General features: G+C 53.5%; 26 protein-coding genes and 1 other RNA gene. 12 read left to right on the top strand and 15 right to left on the bottom strand.

From position 1 onward, the window contains the following. Positions 1-98 precede the first annotated feature (98 nt). Entirely contained in the window at positions 99-419 is a 321-nt protein-coding gene (locus BUA65_RS01405) for a hypothetical protein (protein WP_072866984.1), read from the top strand. A 118-nt stretch (positions 420-537) separates the two neighbouring features. On the opposite strand, the gene BUA65_RS01400 is transcribed toward BUA65_RS01405, so the two are convergent. The 3 genes from BUA65_RS01400 to BUA65_RS01390 all read right to left on the bottom strand — a co-directional run bounded on the left by BUA65_RS01400 (position 538) and on the right by BUA65_RS01390 (position 2,851). Then, positions 538-1,020: a DUF1634 domain-containing protein gene (locus BUA65_RS01400; RefSeq protein WP_084061957.1), complete on the bottom strand. Its 483-nt coding sequence runs from the start codon at positions 1,018-1,020 to the stop codon at positions 538-540. Positions 1,021-1,050: 30 nt separating this feature from the next. Then, complete coding sequence (locus BUA65_RS01395; protein ID WP_072866983.1) at positions 1,051-2,004, bottom strand: sulfite exporter TauE/SafE family protein; 954 nt, start codon at positions 2,002-2,004, stop codon at positions 1,051-1,053. Between the two features lie 175 nt (positions 2,005-2,179). Beyond that, positions 2,180-2,851 (bottom strand): hypothetical protein, encoded by a 672-nt coding sequence (locus BUA65_RS01390; protein WP_072866982.1) that lies wholly within the window; start codon positions 2,849-2,851, stop codon positions 2,180-2,182. 385 nt (positions 2,852-3,236) lie between these two features. Here BUA65_RS01390 and BUA65_RS01385 point away from each other — a divergent pair, with 385 nt between their 5' ends. From BUA65_RS01385 to BUA65_RS01350, 8 genes are all read left to right on the top strand, one after another. Then, entirely contained in the window at positions 3,237-4,793 is a 1,557-nt protein-coding gene (locus BUA65_RS01385) for an ATP-binding protein (RefSeq protein WP_072866981.1), read from the top strand. Beyond that, complete coding sequence (locus BUA65_RS01380; RefSeq protein ID WP_072866980.1) at positions 4,768-6,120, top strand: sigma-54-dependent transcriptional regulator; 1,353 nt, start codon at positions 4,768-4,770, stop codon at positions 6,118-6,120. The genes BUA65_RS01385 and BUA65_RS01380 overlap by 26 nt, the downstream gene beginning before the upstream one ends. Before the next feature lie 169 nt (positions 6,121-6,289). Further along, positions 6,290-6,922, top strand: coding sequence for a GNAT family N-acetyltransferase (locus BUA65_RS01375; protein ID WP_072866979.1), 633 nt, complete (start codon positions 6,290-6,292; stop codon positions 6,920-6,922). 311 nt (positions 6,923-7,233) lie between these two features. Continuing rightward, positions 7,234-7,743: a gamma carbonic anhydrase family protein gene (locus BUA65_RS01370; protein WP_072866978.1), complete on the top strand. Its 510-nt coding sequence runs from the start codon at positions 7,234-7,236 to the stop codon at positions 7,741-7,743. Between the two features lie 212 nt (positions 7,744-7,955). Then, positions 7,956-8,498 (top strand): hypothetical protein, encoded by a 543-nt coding sequence (locus BUA65_RS01365; protein WP_131821448.1) that lies wholly within the window; start codon positions 7,956-7,958, stop codon positions 8,496-8,498. 195 nt (positions 8,499-8,693) lie between these two features. Then, entirely contained in the window at positions 8,694-9,347 is a 654-nt protein-coding gene (locus BUA65_RS01360; RefSeq protein ID WP_165613169.1) for a sensor histidine kinase, read from the top strand. Then, positions 9,344-9,991 carry an accessory gene regulator ArgB-like protein gene (locus tag BUA65_RS01355; RefSeq protein WP_072866976.1) on the top strand — a complete coding sequence of 216 codons (648 nt, stop codon included), beginning with the start codon at positions 9,344-9,346 and terminating at the stop codon, positions 9,989-9,991. The genes BUA65_RS01360 and BUA65_RS01355 overlap by 4 nt, the downstream gene beginning before the upstream one ends. Then, positions 9,981-10,109 carry a cyclic lactone autoinducer peptide gene (locus BUA65_RS01350; protein WP_084061949.1) on the top strand — a complete coding sequence of 43 codons (129 nt, stop codon included), beginning with the start codon at positions 9,981-9,983 and terminating at the stop codon, positions 10,107-10,109. The genes BUA65_RS01355 and BUA65_RS01350 overlap by 11 nt, the downstream gene beginning before the upstream one ends. A 162-nt stretch (positions 10,110-10,271) precedes the next feature. On the opposite strand, the gene BUA65_RS01345 is transcribed toward BUA65_RS01350, so the two are convergent. Continuing rightward, positions 10,272-11,828 (bottom strand): helicase-related protein, encoded by a 1,557-nt coding sequence (locus BUA65_RS01345; RefSeq protein WP_084061948.1) that lies wholly within the window; start codon positions 11,826-11,828, stop codon positions 10,272-10,274. Between the two features lie 16 nt (positions 11,829-11,844). Continuing rightward, positions 11,845-12,618: a DEAD/DEAH box helicase gene (locus tag BUA65_RS01340; protein ID WP_072867079.1), complete on the bottom strand. Its 774-nt coding sequence runs from the start codon at positions 12,616-12,618 to the stop codon at positions 11,845-11,847. Positions 12,619-12,764: 146 nt separating this feature from the next. Between BUA65_RS01340 and BUA65_RS01335 the strand changes: the two genes are divergently transcribed. The 3 genes from BUA65_RS01335 (at position 12,765) to BUA65_RS01325 (ending at position 15,487) form a co-directional block, all read left to right on the top strand. Then, positions 12,765-12,971 (top strand): hypothetical protein, encoded by a 207-nt coding sequence (locus BUA65_RS01335; protein ID WP_072866975.1) that lies wholly within the window; start codon positions 12,765-12,767, stop codon positions 12,969-12,971. A 299-nt stretch (positions 12,972-13,270) separates the two neighbouring features. Continuing rightward, positions 13,271-14,368: a mannosyltransferase family protein gene (locus BUA65_RS01330; RefSeq protein ID WP_072866974.1), complete on the top strand. Its 1,098-nt coding sequence runs from the start codon at positions 13,271-13,273 to the stop codon at positions 14,366-14,368. Between the two features lie 18 nt (positions 14,369-14,386). Next, entirely contained in the window at positions 14,387-15,487 is a 1,101-nt protein-coding gene (locus BUA65_RS01325) for a glycosyltransferase (protein WP_072866973.1), read from the top strand. 122 nt (positions 15,488-15,609) lie between these two features. On the opposite strand, the gene BUA65_RS01320 is transcribed toward BUA65_RS01325, so the two are convergent. The 10 genes from BUA65_RS01320 to BUA65_RS01275 all read right to left on the bottom strand — a co-directional run bounded on the left by BUA65_RS01320 (position 15,610) and on the right by BUA65_RS01275 (position 21,547). Further along, entirely contained in the window at positions 15,610-16,164 is a 555-nt protein-coding gene (locus tag BUA65_RS01320; protein ID WP_072866972.1) for a hypothetical protein, read from the bottom strand. A gap of 505 nt (positions 16,165-16,669) precedes the next feature. Further along, a complete protein-coding gene (locus BUA65_RS18965; protein ID WP_278246246.1) occupies positions 16,670-16,795 on the bottom strand; it encodes a hypothetical protein in 126 nt (41 codons plus the stop codon). A 94-nt stretch (positions 16,796-16,889) separates the two neighbouring features. Beyond that, positions 16,890-17,322, bottom strand: an RNA gene (rnpB, locus tag BUA65_RS01310) — RNase P RNA component class A. 78 nt (positions 17,323-17,400) lie between these two features. Further along, positions 17,401-17,568 (bottom strand): histidine kinase, encoded by a 168-nt coding sequence (locus BUA65_RS01305; protein ID WP_084061975.1) that lies wholly within the window; start codon positions 17,566-17,568, stop codon positions 17,401-17,403. A gap of 200 nt (positions 17,569-17,768) precedes the next feature. Further along, complete coding sequence (locus BUA65_RS01300) at positions 17,769-17,942, bottom strand: Sec-independent protein translocase subunit TatA/TatB (protein WP_072866971.1); 174 nt, start codon at positions 17,940-17,942, stop codon at positions 17,769-17,771. Positions 17,943-17,967: 25 nt separating this feature from the next. Continuing rightward, the gene (gene tatC, locus BUA65_RS01295; RefSeq protein WP_072866970.1) at positions 17,968-18,726 is read right to left on the bottom strand and encodes a twin-arginine translocase subunit TatC; all 759 of its coding nucleotides are present in this window, start codon (positions 18,724-18,726) and stop codon (positions 17,968-17,970) included. Between the two features lie 31 nt (positions 18,727-18,757). Further along, the gene (locus BUA65_RS01290) at positions 18,758-19,492 is read right to left on the bottom strand and encodes a formate dehydrogenase subunit gamma (protein ID WP_072866969.1); all 735 of its coding nucleotides are present in this window, start codon (positions 19,490-19,492) and stop codon (positions 18,758-18,760) included. Then, a complete protein-coding gene (locus BUA65_RS01285) occupies positions 19,482-20,492 on the bottom strand; it encodes a 4Fe-4S dicluster domain-containing protein (protein ID WP_072866968.1) in 1,011 nt (336 codons plus the stop codon). The genes BUA65_RS01290 and BUA65_RS01285 overlap by 11 nt, the downstream gene beginning before the upstream one ends. A 237-nt stretch (positions 20,493-20,729) precedes the next feature. After that, positions 20,730-21,224, bottom strand: a complete 495-nt coding sequence (locus BUA65_RS01280) for a sporulation membrane protein YtrI (protein WP_072866967.1) — start codon at positions 21,222-21,224, stop codon at positions 20,730-20,732. Continuing rightward, positions 21,221-21,547, bottom strand: a complete 327-nt coding sequence (locus BUA65_RS01275) for a YtrH family sporulation protein (protein ID WP_072866966.1) — start codon at positions 21,545-21,547, stop codon at positions 21,221-21,223. The genes BUA65_RS01280 and BUA65_RS01275 overlap by 4 nt, the downstream gene beginning before the upstream one ends. Positions 21,548-21,732 lie beyond the last annotated feature (185 nt).

The raw sequence follows: 21,732 nt of genomic DNA, 5'->3' as shown, positions 1-21,732 counted from the left end.
CGGTCGTCCCCCGTCGCTCCGTGCTCCTTAAGGGACAACCGCCGCCCGCGCCGTCTTTGGTTTTGCGATGGTACCTAAAAATAAAGGGGGCGAGGGCAATGCCATGGCCGCTTAACGGCAGAAAACACCGGAATAAAAAGCGGCCCACCGGGCTGCCCGCCGGTTACCACCGGCGGAATATAATCTACCTTTACGAACCGCTCCAGAGTTCCCTACTGGCACAACATCCGGGGCTGCCACCTTTTGGAAGGTGGGAAAAAAGTTTAAGCCAACCCTTCGCGGAAATTGAAATTTCCCGCGCTTCGCGGGCGGAAAAAGATGCCCGGGTTAAACACTGGCAACTTCTCTTGCCCGTGCTTACCCTGATTATACCCACCGCCCTTTGCCTGTACGGCTTTGTGAATTATTTCATTCGCTAGGCCCACCCGTATTGTGGTATCGTTCACAAAACGACCTTTAAAAGAGGCGACCCCCGTAGTCCAAACCGTAGCCACATTGATACCAGGGCCGCCGCGGATTTACGCCACCAGTATGCCTTTAGTGCCCGCCCACAGCCAGAACACCCGAAGCCGCCAGAACGAGCACCACTACTTCGGCGAGAACTATAAAAGTGTACGGTACATCCTTCTTGGACAGGTAAGCCGGCAATAAAATCAGGTACCCGATGATGGTTAGCGCGGCCAGGAGTGCCATGCCAATAAAGTTCAGGAAGTCACTATAGCCGAGCATCTTAAACCAGCCCCACCCGGTGGGCATGTTTGCCACCCGGACAAATTCGCTGGCCTTCATTCCCCAGTACTGGGGAAGCATAGCCGGTTCAATGTACGGCTTCACCAGCCCGGTGAGATAAATAATATTGGTCAAAAGCAATAGGGCAATTCCCAGCCAGGAGCCGTAGAGAAGCACGTTGGCGTAAACCAGCTGTTCCGGCGCCACCTCCACCTGCGGTGCCACTGACGCTTTTGCTCGTGCTTCTTGCGGCGCGGGGCTTTTCAACATTTCCGCTTGTGGTTTGGCCATCTTTTTACCCCTCCCAAAAGTTCCCTCCAACTAGTTCCAGATCCCCAGGCCCTTGAGCAGTGAACGCAGGCCGGCAGCCAGGAGCAAAACGATCACCAGGTATTTCACGGCCTTAGGCTTCGCCGTGGCCAGTAGCCGCACCCCAACGAAGGAACCTAACATGATACCCACGATGGAAGGTACGGCGATAACAGGCAACACCGCCCCCTGGTTCAGGTAAACCCAGGCCGCCGAAGTGTCGGTAATGGAGAGGAGGAACTTGCTGGTGCCCACTGCTACCTTAAGGGGTGCACCCATGAGCAGGTTCAGCACCGGAACGTTCGCCCACCCGGCGCCCAGGCCGAACATACCGGCCATAATACCAATAGCGATAAATAAAAGGAAACCCTGTGGCGTTCGCCACACCGACCAGTCTACGGTTTTCCCGGAAGAACGTTCGTAATAGGTGCCACCTATTTTTAAAAACCGGGCCAGCTTATCGCTTCCCCCTACCTGGGGAAACTCCGTGTTTTTTGAAACTACGAACAAAAAAGCAATGAGCACGATGGTAATACCCAGAGCGGTCTGCACCACGTCGTTGGGCAGGGCCAGGCCGATAAACGCTCCCACCATGCTGAATGTGGATGCAATTAAGGCCACCGGCAGGGCAAGGCGCAAATTGGCCAGGTTAAGTTTTAAAAGGCCCGGTCCTGCCGCCAGAGCCCCGGCCAGGGCCACCAGCAACCCCGCCCCGCGGACAAAGTCCAGGTTAAAGGGAAAAAAGCTGCCCACGATGGGAACAAACAAAACACCGCCTCCCACACCCCCAAGCACAGCCACAATACCCAGCGCGAAAGTGGTAACAAACAGGAGCAGCGGCCACACCCACCAGGGTATACCCGGGGTCCCGGCAGCCGTGCTTACCGCCGCCCCAGTGGTGGTTACGGCTGCGGTCGCTTTGGCCGCCAATCCTCCCCCTGTAAAGGCAGCCAACCAATCAAGCATGTCTTATCCCTCCAGGATTCATTCTTAGTATGGCCTCAAATCACGGATATCCTGAATTAATTCCGGAAACCACCCGGCCTGCTTACCGGGACTACACGTCCCCATTTTTGTTGACCCTTTTGCACCTCCCCCCTTGAATAATGCCTATCCTTAACCTCCTGGGGCCCAACCGCTGTTATTGAATGCCCAACCTGTTAATCAACGGCTTGGTTACGGCAACGAAGTCGGCAAACTTGCGTGCCGCCAGCCAGGTTTCCCCCCTGCGTACAATTTCATAGGGCAGGATTACTTTGAGCCGGTATTTGCCGGTTGCCTCCACTTTGGGCAGTTCCCTCTCCAGTACGGCCCCCAGGCGTCTTTCAATTTCCTCCTTCAGTTCCAAAAGGGGCAGGAAAACCTGCTTTTTATAACCATCCATAACCAGATCGATCACTAATAGCTCCCGGCCCTGGTAAGGCCCTTTCCGCGGCCTGGTCCGGCCAATGCGGTAGTAAATGTCGTTATTGCCAAAAACCTTTACACACTTCCAGGACTCACTGATCCCCAGGTTTTGCCCGGGCAGGGTGTATGTCACTTCGATGTTTTGTTCCGCCAGAATCCGCTTGGTCTCGGCCAGCACTTCATCTATAAATTGGTCGAAGGTTTTTTCCCCGGGGACGGGAGCAACCTGTTCTATATCCACGCCTTCTTCGCTCTGCAGCCAGTACTCGAACCAGTCCAGGAACTTTTTGAGCTCGCGCATTACACCGGCCTTTTCCCCCTCGCCCTCCCTGGCCTGTTGGGTGATCTTTTTTAAAAACTCTTCCTTGCGCCGGTTGAAAAGCTGCAAGATATCCCTCTCCACCATGACCCCTTGATCACCTCACTTGACCAATCCCGCGAAGGCTTTGTGCTTGTAACCCCATGCACATACTAGCCGATAGAAAACCCCTGGTATTTACCCGGATGATGTTTCTTAAACGACATGGGCATGTTATAATAATCGCAAAGGCTTGTGAAAAAAGTTATAAATTGGCCTTGCATTTTACGTACCAGCCTGGAAGACCCGGAACAATACAGGTCTTGCCCCCAAGGCAAGTAACCTGTCGTGTTCAAAAACAGACAGTTCTACAAACTAACCAGCCAGCAAAAGGGGATATGTTAAAGTGGCCACAAAAAGCAGACCGTTGTCTGTTTTCAGACAGCAGGTGTTTGTTATCCATCACTTTGGTTAACGGGGAAAGAGGTGGAGCATGATCAGGGTCAGCTGGCGCAGTTTGCGCTTTCAAATTATGGCCATCACCGTGGTGCTACTGCTGATTCCGGTTTTATTGCTTCTTTACGACCTTATTTTTGCCACCAAAAGTGAAGAAGCCATGATTTCCTCCCTGGAGGAACGCCTTGGCTCTCTATTGCACAAGCAGGTCGTCCCCGGTCTGGAACAAACGCTGCATAAAAGACTGCCGGAAGAAAAGTTTGTTGACCTGGATCCCGAAAGCCAGGCCAGTTACCTGCAGGCCAGCTTTGCTGAGGTCACCGCCCCCCTGGTGCCCAACTACCCCGGTGTCAGGTTTGGCCTTTATTTGCCCGGTAGTAAACAAATTTTCGTACAGGGTTTTCTCCACGAGTACCGCCAGCTTTCACCCCAGGAAAGCCGGGAAAGGGAAAGACGCATTTTGAATGAGGCTGATTCGGGTTTGATGGCTGTAGTGGCCAGCCAGCGCCCCCTGGCCCGCCTGACCACCAGTTTAAATGATGAAACTTTTGAATACCTGACACCCGTTATTATCGACGGGAAGCTGGTGGCGGTAGCGTGGGTAGATGAACGCCTGCATCCCATCTTTGCCCAGAGCCGCTACTTCCGGCTTATCTCCCGCTACGTGACCCTGTTTGTTTTCTTTGCCTGTACCGGAGGGGTCCTTTTTCTGGTCCACAATCTAGTAAGATCTGTAAACCTAATCAAGGAGGGGTTGGGCCATCTGGAGAAGGATTTGAATCACCTGCTGCCGGACCTTCCCGGAGAAGCCGGTCAAATTGCCCGGGCCATCAACCGCATGGCCCGCTCCATCGCTGAAAAAGAAAAGCTGGAGGAGCAACTGCACCGGTCCGAACGCCTGGCCGCCCTCGGTCGCCTGGTCACCGGCATCGCCCATGAATTACGCAACCCCATTTCCGTTGTTAAAACCATCATCCAGGTAATGGAACAAGATTTCAAGGGCATACCTGATATTAAGCAATACACCGATATCATAAAAGAACAAATCGACCGGCAGAACAGAATCATCCAGGAATTGCTGGACTTCGGCCGACCGACGAAAAATTTCGTCCATCCCGCGTCGGTAAATGCCCTGCTGGATAAAGTGCTTACCTTTACCACTCCCCTGCTAAGGCAACATCAAGTACAGTTGACTGTAGAAAAGGATCCGGACATCCCGCTTATAGAAGTGGACGGAGAACGCATTAAACAGGTATTTGTCAATTTAATCCTGAACGCCGTCCAGGCCATGCCCGACGGAGGCAGGCTAACCATCAAAACCTATACTGGTAACAACCGCGTGTGCATCCAGTTCAGCGATACCGGCCCGGGAATTGCCAGTGAGGACATCTCGCGGATTTTCGATCCTTTTTACACCACCCGGAAAGATGGAACCGGACTGGGGCTGTCCATCAGCCACCAGATTGTCGCCAGCCATGGCGGAAACATTGATGTGACATCCAGTGAAAAAGGGGCCACCTTTACCGTATCTCTACCCATAATGGATCCGACAGGAGGGCGAGCCAACCATGGTGCCAACAATTCTAATCATTGATGATGAACAGCATCTTTGCTGGGCACTGGAACGGGCCATGCAACAGGAGGGCTACCATGTGTTATCCACCACCTCCCCATCAAAAGGACTGGAATTAATCCGCGAGGAACAACCTTCCCTGGTCATTCTGGATTTAAAAATGCCCGAGATGGACGGAATGGATGTACTCCGCAAGGCCAGGGAAATGCAGCCCAAAATCCCCGTGGTCATTCTCACCGCCCATGGCACCATCGAGACGGCCATTGAGGCCATGAAAATAGGCGCGGCCGATTACATCACCAAGCCTTTCGACCTGGACGAATTGAAAATGGTCATCAAACAAAACCTGGTGATCACCCAGCTGGCCACCGAGGTTAGCTTCCTGCGCTCCGAGTTAACCAAAAGGTACAGTAAATTGGTGGGAAAAAGCCCAGCCATTCAGGAAGTGGTTAAATTGATCGATCGGGTGGCCGCGAGCGATGCTACCGTCTTAATTACCGGGGAAAGCGGTACCGGCAAAGAGGTGGCCGCGGTAGCCATCCACCAGAACAGCCCCCGCCGGGACGGGCCCTTTATTGCCATTAACTGCGCAGCGCTGCCCGAACATTTACTGGAAAGCGAACTTTTTGGCCATGAAAAGGGGGCTTTTACCGGGGCCACTGCCCGCAAACTTGGTCGTTTTGAACTGGCCGACCGAGGCACCATTTTCCTGGATGAAATCACCGAAATGTCCCTTTCCATGCAGGCCAAGCTCTTGCGGGTGCTCCAGGAAATGTCCTTCGAGCGGGTGGGAGGTACGGAAACAATCCATGTGGACGTGCGGATTATTGCGGCTACAAACCGCAACCTGACCGAAGCCATAGAAAAAGGGATCTTCCGGGAGGATCTCTACTACCGCCTGAATGTGTTCCAGATCCACCTGCCGCCATTGCGGGAAAGAAAGGAGGATATCCCCCTTTTAGCCAACCATTTCCTGGAAAGATTTCGCCCCAAGTACCTGGTGAATAAAATTTCCCCGGCGGCCATGGAACTTTTGTGCAGTTACCACTGGCCGGGAAACATCCGGGAACTGCAGAACGTAATTGAGCGGGCGGCCATTATTTGCCAGGGCAATGAAATACTGCCCGAACACCTGCCCAAGGAACTGCTGCACACGCCCCCAAATGAAAAGGAACTGGTGATCCACTTCCCCGATGAAGGCATCTCCCTGGAACAGGTGGAAAAGGAGCTGATCATCAAGGCCCTTCAGAAAAGCGGGGGCAACCAAACCCGCGCCGCCCAGTTGCTGGGCATTACCCGCTCGGCCCTCTTATACCGGGCGCAAAAATACGGTATCATCACCAGTTAGTTGTTGGTGGAACCGGGGGCAAACCGTCCTGGTGCCGTAATAGATTTTAAAAAAGCCGGAAAAAGTTTTTTCCGGCGGCAGGATTTTTAAGGGTTTTATCAGAATATTTTTATAACAAGTAATACCTTACCAACCAGGTTAAAATACAAAGAAAGATCGGTGGGTGACCATGTTAACTGCGAGTGCCAAAATAACCGAAATAAAACAATTAACCACACCCCGGGGCTTGGTATTCATTGAAGGACCTGTCAGCAAGGAGTACCTGGCCAGCCTTACCATGAACGAGAGACTGCGCAATTTCCGCAGCCCAGCACGGCAGAAAGAGGCTTTAATGATTGCCGCGGCCGACCCGGAAGGACTTGTATATATTGCCCGTTACGGGCAGGAAATCATAGGCTACGTACTATTTCACAGACCCAGCAAATATACCCGCTGGAGCAGGCATCCCCGCCTGCTGGAACTGGGCGCCATTGAAGTCAGCCGGAGCTGGCAGAGGCTAGGAATAGCGAAAGAGTTGTTGCAACAGGCCTTCAAAAACGAGATGCTGGAGGATTACGTGGTCATCACCACCGAATTTTACTGGCACTGGGACCTGGAAGGAAGCGGGCTGGACGCCTTTGGCTACCAGCGCATGCTGACCCGGCTTTTCGGAAGCGCAGGTTTTAAAAGACGGGGAACGGATGACCCGGAAATTTTGGAACATCCGGCAAATATGTTGATGGTGCGCTTCGGCAAGAGGATAAGCAAAATGCATGTGAAGGCTTTTGAAGATCTCACCTATCAAAATTCGCTGGTTGATTAGAGCTTTCATAAGCGACATTTTCTCAGTCCGCTTACAGGGTGGCAATATCACAGTCCGGTGATAATTTCATTAATTTTTGTTGACAGGGAAAAGGGTGCTATGTATACTTAAAAGTGAATGTTTTCACAACCATATAAGCCTCTCCTTTCCCCATTAAAAGTCCCTAGTAATAGAGACTTTTTTTTGATTTCTTTTTTCGCTCCTGAAATGCCGCATGTACTTTCCGGCCGCCCCAAAAGTCGGGATCTCAAACTGGTTGCCTTTCCCCGGCTGGCAAGGTATAGTTTTTATAAAAAAGGGAGGGACGAGCCATGGGCATTTATGAGTTCGAAGGCCATAAGCCGCAGCTGGCGGAAGATGTTTTTATAGCCCCGGGGGCCAGGATCGTTGGCCGGGTGGAAATTGGCCGGGGTAGCAGCGTTTGGTTTAACACGGTGATCCGGGGGGATGTGGACGAGGTGACAATCGGTGAGGAGACAAACATTCAGGACGGGTGTCTGTTGCATGAAGATCCCGGCTATCCCCTAAAAATCGGAAACCAGGTTACGGTGGGTCACGGGGCCGTGCTCCACGGGTGTACCGTTGAAGACGGCTCACTTATTGGCATGGGAGCTATCGTCCTCAACGGAGCCCGCGTGGGCAAAGGGGCCGTGGTGGGAGCCGGCGCCCTGGTGGTGGAGGGACAGGAAATCCCCCCCGGACACCTGGCCGTGGGTTCCCCGGCCCGGGTGGTCCGGCAGCTTTCAGCACAGGAAACGGAAAAGTTTCAAAAACTGGCCGCCCATTACCGACAGCGGGCACAGCAATACCGGTCGCCATGATTTCCCCTTCCTTTTAGGACAAGGCCCCGGCAAGGGACTTCCTAATTTCCACGAAAAATGGAAGACAGAAAAAATTTCTGTAGAAAATTAGAAAATTTTTCTGTTGAAAAGAAGGAGATTTTTTGATTATGCAGAAATATATGCCAAAGAATTACTTTTAATGGAAGACTTTGCCCGGGACGGGGAAACTGCATGACGGGTGGCTGAAACATGTGGTGAGCATTATACCGACAATCTTAAATGGAGAGACAGCAATGGATAAAATGCCTCTACTGGCTTTAATTTTTCAGTCTGTTCCCGAGAGCATCCTCATCCTGACCCTGGGGTTAACCCTCATGGGTGTTGAACTTAAATGGCAGCGGATTGTTCCGGCAGCGGTGCTCTCTTCCTTAGCTTCCTATTTCATCCGGGAGCTACCCATACCTTACGGGGTACATACCTTGATCGGGATAGTTATAATTACACTGCTTGTTTCTATTTTTTTTAAAACATCTATACCCGTGTCCATCAGTGTGGCCATGATCGGTATAGCTATCCTGGCAACAGTAGAAATGCTCATATTGCCTATAGTAATCTTTTTGATGGGTAAAACAATTAACGAAATTTGGTCATCGCTTACCCTTCGTATTTTATTAGCGATCCCTGAACTAATTGTGCTGGCTTTAATCGCCTTTTTGTGTATAAGAAAAAAGGTTACGTTACGCTCACCAAGCATTTACCGTTCCAAACTAACAAAAGACCGGGAGCATGATTAACTGATGAGTGCACTATCATTTCCCAACTATCTAATGGCAGTTTTAAGTTTGGGACAGGCATTGCTTATTACTGTTTTTACTCAATACTTAGTTTACTTCAAAACATCTATACCTTTGTCTTGGATAGTATTGGTTGATATAGTAGTTTTTGGAAACACTATTTTAGGGTTTATTTTATTAAGAAAGTCGTTAGTTGTGGAAGAACAGGATAATTTGATACGCCAGCAGGCCAGGCACATCCAGGACCTGGAGGAAATGATCCGCAACATCCGGGCCCAGCGTCACGACTTCATCAGCCACCTGCAGGCTGTGTACGGCATGCTGCAGATGGGCAAGCTGGAAAGCGCCCGGGAGTACCTGGCCGAGGTGACGGGGGACATCCGCATTCTCACCCAGACCCTGAAGCTGAAATCCCCCGAGGTGGCCGCCCTGGTCCAGCAAAAGGCGGCCCTGGCGGCCAACAGGAACATCAGCTTCGGCCTGGTTATTGAAACCGACCTGAGCAAGCTGACCGTGCGCCCCCACAACCTCAACCGCATACTGGGCAACCTGCTGGACAACGCCATGGAAGCGGTAATGTTTTTAGCGACGAAAGACCGTTACGTCAGGCTGGAAATAAGAGAAGACGAGCAAAGCTACATCCTCTCGGTAGGCAATTCCGGCCCCGGCATCAGGGAGGACTTGAGGGAAAAGATCTTTGAACCGGGATTCTCCACCAAGGGGGAAAACCGGGGCCTGGGGCTGGCCATTGTACGGGAGATAGTGCAACAGCACGGCGGAAAGATAAGGGTCTCCTCCCCGCCCACCATCTTTACGGTAACCCTACCCAAGGCAGGTGCGGAACAATGATCCACGAACTGGCCCGGAAAATTGCCGCCTGGTTGAGCAAAGAGCTGGAGCAGGAGGAGCGAGCGGCGGTGATGGCCTACGGCCTGGAACTCCTCCTGGGCGCAGTGGTGAAGCTTGTTTGTTTTGTAACTATACCCCTGCTGCTGGGCATCTTCCCCCAGGTTGCCGCGGTAGTGCTGGCCAGTGTGGCTTTCCGCCTGGCCGCCGGGGGGGCCCACTGCACCGCCTACTATCGCTGCCTCATAGGTTCGTTGGTCACCTTTACGTGCTTGGGCTTTCTGGCCCGCTGGCTCTCGGAAACGGACATTCTCGCCCAGGGTATGGCTCTGGCCGCGGTCCTTTTCGCTGTTATTGTTGCCTTAATCTGGGCGCCGGCAGACACTCCGGCCAAGCCAATCACCCGGGAGGGCCACCGCCGGGCGCTGAAAACAATTTCTCTGATGGTGCCCCTCTGCTACATAGCGGTTACCTGGTTCCTTCCCCTGCGGGGGGACCTGGTGACCGCCAGCGCCCTGGGCCTAGCCTTTCAATCCTTTACCGTAACTCCGGCCGGCTACCGCTTCGTGGAGTGGCTGGACGTTTTCCTGGGCCGGCTGCACTCTATACTCATACCCGGCAAAGGAGGTGTGAAGAATGCGGCTTAAGCACTGGTTTTTAGGGCTGGTCGCTTCCGTGGCCATGCTGGTGGCCGCCACGGGCATCTACCCGGCCAGCTGGCTCACGTGGTACCAGCCGGAGGTGCCCGCCGAACTGCGCAAGTAAGGTCAAGCAAAAGTCCAGTAAAAACTAGAGAAAAAAAGCTACTGCTGGCGTACCAGCGGTGGTCCCGTGTGTAATTTCCTTGTGATGTAACCCTTAAAGCATCAGCTTCGTACATAACTAACAATAGCATAGTGCATATGGGCGATAAGCCCGTTTTTTTCTTTACACCCCCACCACGGCCACCTCGTCCCGGTCCAGCCGCCGGCGCAGTTCCCTGGCCAGCAGGGCCAGGGCGCGGTCCTCCCCGGCAGCCCTTTCAATCTGGCGCAAAAGGTCGATTTCCCGGCGCAGGATGGAAAAGATGTCCCCTTCCTGGAGGTTGGTCATGCCCAAAAGCTGGTCAAAGGTGGCTCCCTGGTACCAGGCCGCGGCCAGGGCGGCGGGGAGGGGCGACCAGACACAAAAGTGCTCCGGTACGCCGCTTTCAAGTAAAAAGCGGCGCAATTCTTCCACCCTTTCCAGGGAAAAGGGTGGCGGCATCACCTGTTCATCCCGCCCGGGCTGGTAGTCCACCCCGGCCAGGATGGCAGCCGCCTCGAGAGGAGGGGATTCCAGGATAATACCAGAGAAAACCAGCTCGGTGACCAGTATTTCCTGCACATGCACGTAAAGGGCAAATCTCCCCCGGGGTAAAAGCTCCCGGCCCTGCACATACCCCAGTTTTTCCAGCAGGCTCCACACATTCTCAAACTCCCTCACATAATCCCGGGAGTGTTTGTCCAGCTGCTTCAACCGCTTGTGCAGCAGGTGAACCCTTTCCTCCAACCGGCGTATCTTCCTTGATGCATCGAGACAAATCTTATAGCGACACTTTTTGCGCGCCTTTTGCAATATAAGCTGAACTTCCTGCCGGCGCTGTCTTATGTCGGAGCGATTGCGGTGCTTGCTTTTTTTAAGCTGGTTCAGCTCTTTGCGCAGCTTGACCCGGTAAAGCTCGCAGCAGTCCTGGCCCCGGTCGGGGCAAAAACACCGGGCCAGTTCCGCCGCTTTTTCTTCCAGCTTCTGCACCTCCCGGCGGAGCTGCCGGCTCTCTTTATTGCTCTGGTAAACGGATAAATTTTTTTCCAGCAGGCGGCGAATTTCCGCATCGGTTTTCCAGTGCAAAAGGCTTAAAACCGTATTGGGCGAGATGGTAAGCCTGCCTCTGACCGGTTCCACCTCATCCTCCCGGTAAAAGCCGGTTTGCTCGGGGAAACGCTCGTCGATGCGCACGAAAACCCGGCCCACTTCATCATAGCCGCGCCGGCCCGCCCGCCCCGCCATCTGGAAAAATTCCCGGTTTAAAAGGGGGCGGAACTCCTGGCCATCCCACTTGCGGCAGGCATCAAAAACCGTACTGGCGGCGGGAAAGTTAACCCCCACGGCAAAGGTTTCCGTGCAAAAAAGGACATAAACCAGCCGGGATTCATACAGCCTTTCCACCAGATCTTTGAGCAGCGGCGACAGGCCAGCATGGTGATAGCCAATGCCCTGAAGCAGCAAGCGGCGCAGGTTTTGGCGCCGGGGACCGAAAAGGCCGGGGTTGTTCTCCTCTGCTTCCTGGATCACCCGCCGGACAGTCCGCTTCTCCCCGGAAGTAAGGAAATCCCACTCCCGGCCCAGTTCTTCCGCCAGTAATTCGGTCCGGCCACGGCTGAAGGCAAAATAAAGGGCCGGCAGGTGGTCCTGAATGGCTTCGATCACTTCAACACAGGTTGGACTGGAAAATATGGCGGCCAAGGTCGCACCACCTATCCTAATAATCTAATTCCTCCCATCCGGCGGCCGTCACCTCGTTCCAACGTTGGCGGCGCCAGCGGCGAATCTCCTGTCTCTCGGCAATTTCCTCCCGGGCTTCTTCCTCGTCCAGCACATCTCCCCCGGGCGCAATCCAGGAAATTTCCAGGGGAACGGCCCGGCACCGTTCTTCAACCACTTTCACCACTTCCCCCCGCACCTCGGCCATCCAGGAGGAAATTTCCTGAATATTGGGTACGGTAGCGGAGAGACCCAGAATCTTCATGTGGGGCGGGGCGAAAATGATGCTTTCCTCCCACGCCGTACCACGCTCCGGGTCGTCCAGGTAGTGCATCTCGTCAAAAATGACGTAGGAAGTATACTCCAGTTCCTCGGGATTGGCAAAACACCAGTTGCGAAAGATTTCCGTGGTCATCACCAGCAGAGGAGCCCTCTCGTTAATGGAAAGGTCCCCCGTAATCAACCCCACCCGCTCCGGGCCGAAAAGCTGCCCGAAATCCCGGAATTTCTGGTTGGACAGGGCTTTAATGGGCGACGTGTACACCGCTCCCTTCCCCGCAGCCAATATATGTTCCAGCAGCTTTTCGGCAATCAGGGTCTTACCCGTTCCCGTCGGCGCAGCTACCAGGACGGTATATCCCTCCAACAACGCAGCAATTGCTTCTTCCTGAAAGCGATCGAGCTTTAACGGTCCCGCAGGTAAAACAACCTTTGACCGGCGGCGCCGTGGCCGGCGTTTACCCCTCGCACCGGTTTCTTTTTTCTGAGCCAATGTGACAAAACCGTCCTTTCTCTGGTGCTTTGCTATTTTCACTATGGCCATTATATACCATGTGCCACGTTGACATAAACGTATAAATTTACTTGTTCCCGGTATTCCGATATAATAAAAAAAATGTCTGTTAGGAGTGGTATCCCGTGAGCCAAAAAGCCCCGGTGGACTACCGGGTAAATCATCTTCCGGACGGGCGCATAATCAGTGTAGAGGTTACCTGCTGCGGCCGGCACATAGGTGAGTTGCGCTTTGTGGACGAGCAGTCTCTTAACTGCCCCCGGTGCGGGGTGCGCCATGTTCTGCGCATCCAGCATAACCACTTTCATCTCTGTCAATACAGGGATGAATGAACATTGCTCGCTTTTTCATTTCGTAAACGTTCAGCGAACCCGGTTGGATGCGGTCCGGCACTCACCTAATATGGGCTTTGCTCCCGGTGCTTGCAGCGCTGCCAGACTCGCTCCGAGGTGAGCCAATGTTTCGTCCGGCCCGTAGCACGGAGCGACCAGCACTCACTATAACAAAGGCCTCGTTAGAATAGCTATTAAGAATATGTGACCAAGGTACTCAAAAGAGAGTACCCTACCAGTGAGTGCTGGGCCGCCCCCGTTAGTTATGCGACAGCATCCATTAAGGAATGGGTACGGTTATGTTCAGGCAGTGGTTTTGCCGGTTTAATTTAGATCTGGTCGCCATCTACCTGGCCCACCAGCTGTTAATAGTATTGGCCGGGTATTTTGCCGTTATTTTTTTCCCCGGCCATTATGATCCGAAGCAATTTTTTATCCTTGTAGGACGTGGACTCAACCGCTGGGACGCGGGCTGGTACTTGAAAATTGCCCGGGAGGGTTACAACGAAAAATCCGCTGCCTTCTTTCCCCTTTACCCTCTGCTCATTCACCTGCTCAGCCGGCTGGGCGTGGATCCGGTAGCAGCAGGCATCTTAATATCCAATCTCTCCCTGGCCGGCATCCTGGCCATTTTCTACCGGCTGGCCAGGATGGATTATGACCCGCCAACCTCCCGGAGGGCCACGTGGTACCTGGCCCTGTTTCCCACCGCCTTTTACCTTTCCACCATTTATACCGAATCCCTGTACCTTCTGCTGGTGCTTTTAACCTTTTACTTCTTGCGCCAGGGACGGTGGTTTCCGGCCGGCCTTTGCGGCATGCTGGCCGCATCCACGCGGAACTTGGGCGTGTTTTTACTTTTTCCCGGGCTGTGGGAATACTGGCGGACCACTAAAGGTAAAATAAGCAAGGACATTGTTTTTCTAGCCTTGATCCCCGCGGGTTTACTGTTTTTCATGATTTTCCTGCAGGCAGAGCTTGGTAACCCCCTGGCCTTTATCAAGGCCCAGCAATTCTGGCACCGCTCCTTTGCCTGGCCGTGGGTGAGTTTGGAACAGGCCACGGCGCTTCTCCGGGAAAACCAGCGCTTTAGCCGCCAGTTGTTGGACCTTTCCTTCACCCTGGCGGGATTGGCGTTGTTCTTCATATCCCTGGGAAGAGAACGCCCGTCATATACATTATTTACCTTGTTCGGGCTTCTGGTGCCGCTTTTCTCACCGGCACCCCACGCACCTTTATTGAGCATGCCGCGATTTGTGATGGTGTTATTTCCAATTTACCTGACCCTGGCCCGACTGGTCAAGGAAGAACGGGGGCACAATTTCATCCTTGCCCTAACCTCATCCCTGTTCTTCTTCCTCTACTTGCTTTTTACCCGCGGGCACTGGATTGCTTAAAACCGGGAGGTAATGCCTTTGCTTACGGTAATCATCCCAACCTACAACGAAGAACAAAATATCGTCCCCCTGACCAAACGCATTTGCCGGTCCCTGAGAGGAAAAGCATTTGAGATCCTGTTTGTGGACGACAGCAACGACGGCACGACTAAAGTGCTGGAAGAACTAAGCCGTGGTAACCCCCGGGTCAGGTTCATCCACCGGCAGAACCAGCGGGGTCTGGCCACGGCCGTGGTGGAAGGGTTCAGAGCGGCCAGGGGCGACGTGCTGGCGGTAATGGACGCGGATCTCCAGCACCCGCCGGAGGTCCTTCCCCACCTGTTAGAGAGCATCGAAAAGGGGAACGACCTGGTCATTGCTTCCCGTTTTGTACCCGGGGGTGAAGACGGCGGCTTAACCCCCTTTAGAAGGGTGATTTCCCTGACGGCCCGCCTGATGGGACGCCTGGCCCTTAAAAAAATCCGTCCGGTAAATGATCCATTGAGCGGGTTTTTTATGCTGAAAAAAGAGGTCATTGAAGATGTGCCCCTCTCTCCCCTGGGCTGGAAAATTCTCATGGAAGTGCTGGTGCGCGGGCGTTACCACCGGCCGGCCGAAGTGCCATATGTATTCGAACGCCGCCGTGGTAACCACTCCAAAATGAATTTAGCCGAACAGGTTAATTACCTGCGCCACCTGGTGCGACTGGTTTTAAGCAGCCCCGAAGACCTGCGCTTCTGGAAGTTTTGTCTGGTGGGTACAACAGGGGTGGCGGTGAACATGTTCTTCTTCCTGCTCTTTACCCGACTGTTTTCCCTGGATGTGGTGCTTTCCGCCCTGCTGGCCACCAGCCTGGCCATATTCGGCAATTTCCTGCTGAACGACCTTTTTACCTGGGCACAGCAAAAGGAGGACCACCTGCTGAGCCGGGCCGTAAAGTTTTACCTTTGCTCCGGTGCGGGCATGGTGATTAATGTAGCCGTTTTAAGCGCCTTGCACTGCTACCTGCGCATACCGGCCATCCTGGCCAACGGGGCAGGTATTCTCGCTTCCACGGCATGGAACTATTATGCCAACAACCGCTGGACCTGGGCAAGCACCACTTCCCCGCTGGCCAACGAAAAACCCGATTCCCGGTAGGAAATCCTGGTAAATTACAATACCATAACATTCCGGCTCGCTGGGCAGTAAATCAACAAGGCCCGGCAAGGCCCGGGGAAAGTAAACCCGGGCCTTTTGCGCATAGGCCGGGCAAAGCTTCCTTAGCTTTCTTTTGTAACCGCTGCTTTTTCCGCAGCTAAGGCATATAGCTGCTTGAAACCTCCGTCGTCTAACTCTGGGTCGTCCCAATCATGGCCGAAGATTAAGTCGTGCGCCGCCACGAGGTAGAAAAACTTTTCCCATTGCCCGGTAAATATCAAGTGAAAAACATAGGCCAGGCGGTTAACCATGAACTTGTTAAGGATCTTCATGTCCTGTTGCGATAACTGCCCGTTCGCGTGCAAATCTTCCACCGGACCGTTCCGGAAAGCGAAGTGCGTCACAGCCTTGGCCACGCTGGTAAGAAAGTCTTTGTTTCCGGGCTTCGCACTTAATTCTAAAAGAAACTCCGACCAGCACATTTCGTGGAACCTCATTCCAAGTCGCTGCCGCCTTGTCCTTACTCTCGATCTAGGGACATCGAACAGTTCAGCAATCAGGCGATCCGAAACGCGCTCGTCCCACCAAAGCTGTTTTAGCTGCTCCGGAGAGAGCGATTCGAAATCAAGTTTCTCTCCTTTCTGTTTGCGTTGCTTGAATTCTTCATATAGCTCCATGTTTTCTCCCTCCCACTGCGAATTGTTTCTTAAGGCTCGCCGAGAGGGTCTTCTCCCCCCAACATTGGACTCTTAATTTACTTTGCCTGCTTGACTAACGCTCTGAAAAGCCTGCTTTCACACGTGCTTGACCACAAAATCAGTCAATTTTGATATTCGAAAACAATAAACCAGTATATTAATTCAGCATCTTTTTACTTATTCCTTCCTCGACTGTTTTTGTTCATTCGGGATTGAAGTCCCGGATATGCCTGAAGACTGGCCTCAGGTATCTTGTGATAGGGATGATGATAATTTCCTTTGGGTTGCCGTGATGGGCAAGGCCAAATATATTACCGATAGCAGGCAGGTAAAGCAGGTTGGCTATCTGTCCCGTTCGGCTTCCGGGGGTCTCAAAACTGCGGTTTTCTCTCCTGTAAATGCTGCAATGCGGTCTCGATGAGAGTGCCAATATGCTCGTCATCAATTGTATAGTAAACAAATTTGCCCTCCTTGCGCTGCCTGGCTAGGCCCATATTTCGTAAAAGCCTGAGGTGGTGGGATGCGGTGGCGGGCTTTTGGCAAAGCCACCAACCAGCATGGCCGCCAGGTACAGCCCGATGGCAACTTCCGGCAGTTGTAGGATTGACACCCAAGCTAAGCGCCGCCTGCATTAAGAGAGGCAATATGCCGGAAATAACGAAAGCCGGACTGCTCTTCACGAACAGTCCGGTCTTATGGTTTATGCTGTGAGCAAACCTGTAAGCCGAGTTCTGTCTTGGGTGATCATCTGTCTGGGACGCCAGTTGCCTGACGCCTCTAGCGACCTTTACCCGGGGACGGAGCGGGCCACTCCTTTGTCCCCCTATTCGGTCTTGCTCCAGGTGGGGTTTACCTAGCCGGCCCGTCGCCGTGGCCGCTGGTGCGCTCTTACCGCACCGTTCCACCCTTACCCAGCACTCAGCCCAACAGTTGAGGGTGTTTTACCTTGCAGTTATCTGTCCATCACTGTCATGAAGCACCTTTATGAAACTGCTGGGCTGAGTGCTGGGCGGTCTACATTTCTGTGGCACTTTCCTTGGGGTCGCCCCCACTGGGTGTTACCCAGCACCCTGCCCTGTGGAGCTCGGACTTTCCTCAGGCGCCCCTGCGGGCACCCGCGACCACCCGGTTTACTCACAGCAACTCGTTTCGCATAGATGATTATAGCACATTCAATTTGTTTTTGCAAATTCCGTGCCCCCACGTGGTTATTATTCATTGTTCCCGTTCTTCCAGCCGGCGTAAGCGCTCCAGCTTCTCTTCCAGTTCTTCAAACCGCTCCACCATTTCCGCTTTCACCGAGTGGGCCGGCCAACGCTTTTTGAGTTCGGCAATTTCTTCCTCCAGGTGGGCTATCTGTTTTTTCAAGTCCCCGCTACCCACACAACCACCTCCGGCATTCATGAAAGAGCTGCACCAGTTTCCCCCACCGGCAGCACCCACCGCATTTCCGGACAGTTCCCGGCCACCACCGTTAGCAGCGTTTCGCAGGCCGTACGCCCGGCACCTGTACACGACCCGGCAGCGTTTGTCAAACCGGCGTTTTACTCCTGTACCCTAACCGCTTTCACCGCGCTTGTGGCCTAATCCGGCATTACTTCTTCCTTAATGTCTTCCTTGACCGGGTTGGCTGCCCGGCGAAATTCCCTCAAGCCTTTCCCCAGAGCCTGCCCTACTTCCGGCAGTTTGGACGGTCCAAAGATCACCAGGGCAATAATCAGGATTAAAATCAGCTCCCACGGTCCCATACCAAACATAGATATCCCTCCTTTTTCGTTCCGATTAAGTGTTGCTCTCTACCATGCTCACTTTGTTCATTTTAGACCGGGACAGGCGGTAAACCAGGTAGGACACCAGAACGCCTGCCTCGTACAGCAGCACCATGGGCATGGCCATCATCAGCTGGGAGATTACATCGGAGCCCGGCGTTAAGATAGCCGCGAGGATGAAATTTACCAACAGAGCGTACTTGCGTTTCTTCACCAACCAGCGGGGCGTGACCAGCCCCATCCGGGTTAAAACAAAGACCGCCAGGGGCAACTGGAAAACCAGACCAAAGGGAATGAAGAAAGCCAGCACAAAGGAAAGATAATCGCGCACGGTGATCATGGGCTGCAGCCCTTCCGTTACCAGTATCAGCAAAAACCGTACGGTAAGGGGAAAGACCGTAAAGTAGGCGAAAGCAACCCCGGTTGCAAAAAGGGTCACCGAGAGGGGAAAGAGCACGAGCAAAAGGCGCCTTTCGCCCCGGTTGAGGGCGGGCAGGATAAAACCCAGCACCTGCCACACCATAACCGGAAACGCAAGGATGAATCCCGCCAGGAGGCTGACCTTAATTTTGGTTATGAACGCCTCACCCACCCGGGTGGCAATTACGGGCACACCCAGCTCTTTCAAGGGCCTGGTCAAGAAGGCCAGCAGCTGATCGCCAAAGGTAAAGAAGGCAATGATCGCACAGGCTATTAAAGCTATGGTTGAGACAATAACTACTCTACGCAGTTCCCCAAGATGCCCCGCCAGGGACATGGTCTTCCCATCCATCCCCTTCACCTCCCGCCTTTGCTGGCCAGCATTAAACCGTCATGTCCTGTGGTAAATTAGCCGCCCGTTCCCGGGAACCTGGAGATTGGGCCCGCTTTTTAACCAGGCGATCATACCACAGGGGATGCCGGTGTTTTACGTATTCCAGGTCCACCTTGCCAGTAAACATTCCCCGCAAAAGGGGCCTGTTGGCCTTGAAAAGGAAGGCCGCCAGGTGGGCCAGAATGCCGAAAATCAACATAAAGGTGGCAAAAGTGTGTATATCGGTAACCCAGATCATGGTGTTACCCGTGAAATTAATGCCCGGCAGATTTTTCAATACCTTGATGATCCCGGTGACAATGATAACCAGAAGCCAGAAGCCAATGTAAGCATAGGCCAGTCTTTGCTCGGCCAGAAACTTGTCGCTGGGGGGCTCCTTGCCACCGGTAAGCATAGCCTTGATGATCAAATAAGACTCTTTAAGGTCGCCCCTCCCGGGCAGGATGCCGTATTCCTTGCGCAGGACGTGAAAAACAATGTGGTATGCCGCCGCAAACATCAACACCGCTGCGGCCACATAGTGCATGTACAGGGTTACCGAAAAATCCGCCGACCACCCCAGGCCCGGAATCTTGTAAATCATGTAGCGCCGGTACATGGGCATCTGACCGAAACCGCTGAAAATAAGCAGGATGGTGGAAATGGCCACGGCCCAGTGGACAAACAGCACCGATACACTGTGGCGGCGCACCTTGTTTTCCCGTACCAGAATCTTATCCGCCATGGTCTTCCTCCCCCTTCATGGTCCTGTAGGCCGCATAGCCGGCCGCAAAGGTTCCCGCCAGCGGGGCCACCAGTAGAGCACCGGCAATACCGTTGACCGAATCCAGGAAGTTCCCCACCCCCACCGGCATGCCCGGAAATCCCGGAGCAGTCGGGTTCGGCTGCTTGTTCTTTTGCGCCATCAATTGCTCATGAATTTTTTGAAAGGGAACCGGCGAAACGTAAAAGGTGGACGTCCCGCCGTTTTCCTTATCCCCGTAAATATAACCGCCAATTTCCCGGGCCCGTTTCCAGGCCTGCTCCCGCATTTCTTCCTTATCGCCAAAGGCAATGGCACCCCTGGGGCAGGCCTCCACGCAGGCCGGGATTTTTCCTTCTTTAACCCGGTGGTAGCACAGGTCGCACTTGTACATTACCCCGCCTCCCACATACCTGGGGGCTAACTTCATGTACAGTCCCACCCCTGCCTGCCGGGCGGGTATTCCCCAGGGACAAACATCCCGGCACTTGGCACCCCCCAGGCAGAGATTGGGGTTGATGATCACCGGACCCTCGGGGGTCTTGCTCTGGGCGCCGAAAGGACAGAGATTGGCGCAGGGCGGGTTGTCACAGTGCATACACCGCCGGGGGATAAATACATCCACCGTGCGACCATCCTGTTTTACCTGCACATGCTGCACAAAGGTCCAGTTATATGGCGTCAGGCGTGTAGTCAGATCCTTTTTGTCCCGCCAGTCTTCTTTCTTCTTTTGGGGCCAGTAGTATTCAATGTGTTCGGCTGGTTTTGGAAACTTGAAACTGTTTTCCTCCCGGCAAACGCTAACACACCGGGGTACCTTCAATCCCTTGCAGCCGTCACATTTGGTTAAATCATAGAAGGTCCCCCGGGGGGTAATGGTGGCACCTTCGGCTGCCTTCCCCAACCCGGAAAGCACCAGCCCGGAAGCTACGCCTGCCGCCAGGGTGCGCTTGATAAAATCCCGCCGTGATAACAAAGACATCTGTTACCCCCCTTTGAGCTTGTGAACAACCGGGTTCTATTCCAGTCCGTGTTTTCATGTAAGACCAGCGAGTCCGCCCGGCTGATATGTAACCAAAGTATAAACGGGTTTAAAAACAGATACCGGTTGATTGCTACGGGTACCCGTAGGGGTATTTGGTGATTATAGATTAGCATGCGCGATCCGCTGTGTCAATACTTTTTTGGGGTATTTCGGAGACCATGATAAATGTTTCCCCTATTGGTTAGACATGCCGGGAGCAGAGGCGTTCTTCTGGGGTAAGGCCTCCAGGTAAATCATGGTCCGTTCGGACACCACCACCAGTTTTACCTCCAGGACATACTTTCTCCCGTCCACATCCACCTGGCGCCGGTCCACTACCCGGGGGATCAGCAGGTGGTCCAGGCGGCTCACCTCCTGCCCCAGTAAAGGATGCAGCCATTCCCGTACGTGATTTTCGATAACCAGGTGAGCCCGGGCCTGATCCAACCCGGGTATCTCCTTTTCCTGGACCAGAGTAACGTTAACCTCCAGGGCGGTAATGGTTTGAGGCCGGTGGCCGGCCAAATTTTCCTTCACCTGCTGCAGCTCCCTTTCCGTAGCCAACAGTTCTTCCTTTAACTCGTTGTTGGCCAGGGTCAGCCGGTCCACCTGCTGTCCAAGCAGGGCATTGACCAGGGCACCACCTGAAAGCATGCCAATTAGCATGGCCGCCAGTAAGCGAGCTTTCATTTATTTCCTCCGCATAGGGCCAGGATCAGGTAGTGGGCCGTCTGGGTGCCGGCCAGGGCACTGACGATGTAAAAAAGCTGCTTGATCACCGCACGCACCTCTCCCTGGAAAAGCCCGCTTTCAAAGATTTCAAAGGTAGAAAAGGTGCCCCCGATGGCGGCGGCAATGGCCCAGATCTTAATATCCCGGGCCAGTTTAAGCATGGTGATCACCGGCGGTTCCCGAACCAGAACGGCAGCCAGGGATCCTACCAGCGATGCCCCCAGCAGAATGCCCAGAGCCGTAAAATAAATCAACACCATTTTATTGAGAAACGTCTCCATGCCGGATCACTCCCGGGACAAGTTTATAACAAAGGTATTTTTCCGGCAGGAAAGATATGACTGGTCGGGGATTTTTTAAAATAGTTAATTAGATACAGTCGCTAAACCCCAATTAAAACCATAACCCAGTAGCCCAACCTCTGGCAAATAACAGAAACTGCCAGGCCGTTGGGAACAACTTGCGT

Source organism: Desulfofundulus thermosubterraneus DSM 16057, assembly GCF_900142025.1.
In the GTDB taxonomy this organism is placed as follows: Bacteria; Bacillota; Desulfotomaculia; order Desulfotomaculales; family Desulfovirgulaceae; genus Desulfofundulus; species Desulfofundulus thermosubterraneus.
Note: the sequence above shows the minus strand (reverse complement) of the source record. Positions and strands in the feature narration are given on the sequence as shown.

What these genes read in the sequence shown, in the direction of transcription:
- BUA65_RS01350 (WP_084061949.1), top strand. Translation starts at nt 9,981, where the DNA reads ATGCGGCTTAAGCACTGGTTTTTAGGGCTGGTCGCTTCCGTGGCCATG.
- BUA65_RS01395 (WP_072866983.1), bottom strand. Translation starts at nt 2,004, where the DNA reads ATGCTTGATTGGTTGGCTGCCTTTACAGGGGGAGGATTGGCGGCCAAA.
- BUA65_RS01275 (WP_072866966.1), bottom strand. Translation starts at nt 21,547, where the DNA reads ATGGAGACGTTTCTCAATAAAATGGTGTTGATTTATTTTACGGCTCTG.
- BUA65_RS01380 (WP_072866980.1), top strand. Translation starts at nt 4,768, where the DNA reads ATGGTGCCAACAATTCTAATCATTGATGATGAACAGCATCTTTGCTGG.
- BUA65_RS01375 (WP_072866979.1), top strand. Translation starts at nt 6,290, where the DNA reads ATGTTAACTGCGAGTGCCAAAATAACCGAAATAAAACAATTAACCACA.
- BUA65_RS01280 (WP_072866967.1), bottom strand. Translation starts at nt 21,224, where the DNA reads ATGAAAGCTCGCTTACTGGCGGCCATGCTAATTGGCATGCTTTCAGGT.
- BUA65_RS01400 (WP_084061957.1), bottom strand. Translation starts at nt 1,020, where the DNA reads ATGGCCAAACCACAAGCGGAAATGTTGAAAAGCCCCGCGCCGCAAGAA.
- tatC (WP_072866970.1), bottom strand. Translation starts at nt 18,726, where the DNA reads ATGGATGGGAAGACCATGTCCCTGGCGGGGCATCTTGGGGAACTGCGT.
- BUA65_RS01320 (WP_072866972.1), bottom strand. Translation starts at nt 16,164, where the DNA reads ATGGAGCTATATGAAGAATTCAAGCAACGCAAACAGAAAGGAGAGAAA.
- BUA65_RS01300 (WP_072866971.1), bottom strand. Translation starts at nt 17,942, where the DNA reads ATGTTTGGTATGGGACCGTGGGAGCTGATTTTAATCCTGATTATTGCC.
- BUA65_RS01370 (WP_072866978.1), top strand. Translation starts at nt 7,234, where the DNA reads ATGGGCATTTATGAGTTCGAAGGCCATAAGCCGCAGCTGGCGGAAGAT.
- BUA65_RS01290 (WP_072866969.1), bottom strand. Translation starts at nt 19,492, where the DNA reads ATGGCGGATAAGATTCTGGTACGGGAAAACAAGGTGCGCCGCCACAGT.
- BUA65_RS01285 (WP_072866968.1), bottom strand. Translation starts at nt 20,492, where the DNA reads ATGTCTTTGTTATCACGGCGGGATTTTATCAAGCGCACCCTGGCGGCA.
- BUA65_RS01385 (WP_072866981.1), top strand. Translation starts at nt 3,237, where the DNA reads ATGATCAGGGTCAGCTGGCGCAGTTTGCGCTTTCAAATTATGGCCATC.
- BUA65_RS01390 (WP_072866982.1), bottom strand. Translation starts at nt 2,851, where the DNA reads ATGGTGGAGAGGGATATCTTGCAGCTTTTCAACCGGCGCAAGGAAGAG.
- BUA65_RS01330 (WP_072866974.1), top strand. Translation starts at nt 13,271, where the DNA reads ATGTTCAGGCAGTGGTTTTGCCGGTTTAATTTAGATCTGGTCGCCATC.
- BUA65_RS01355 (WP_072866976.1), top strand. Translation starts at nt 9,344, where the DNA reads ATGATCCACGAACTGGCCCGGAAAATTGCCGCCTGGTTGAGCAAAGAG.
- BUA65_RS01405 (WP_072866984.1), top strand. Translation starts at nt 99, where the DNA reads ATGCCATGGCCGCTTAACGGCAGAAAACACCGGAATAAAAAGCGGCCC.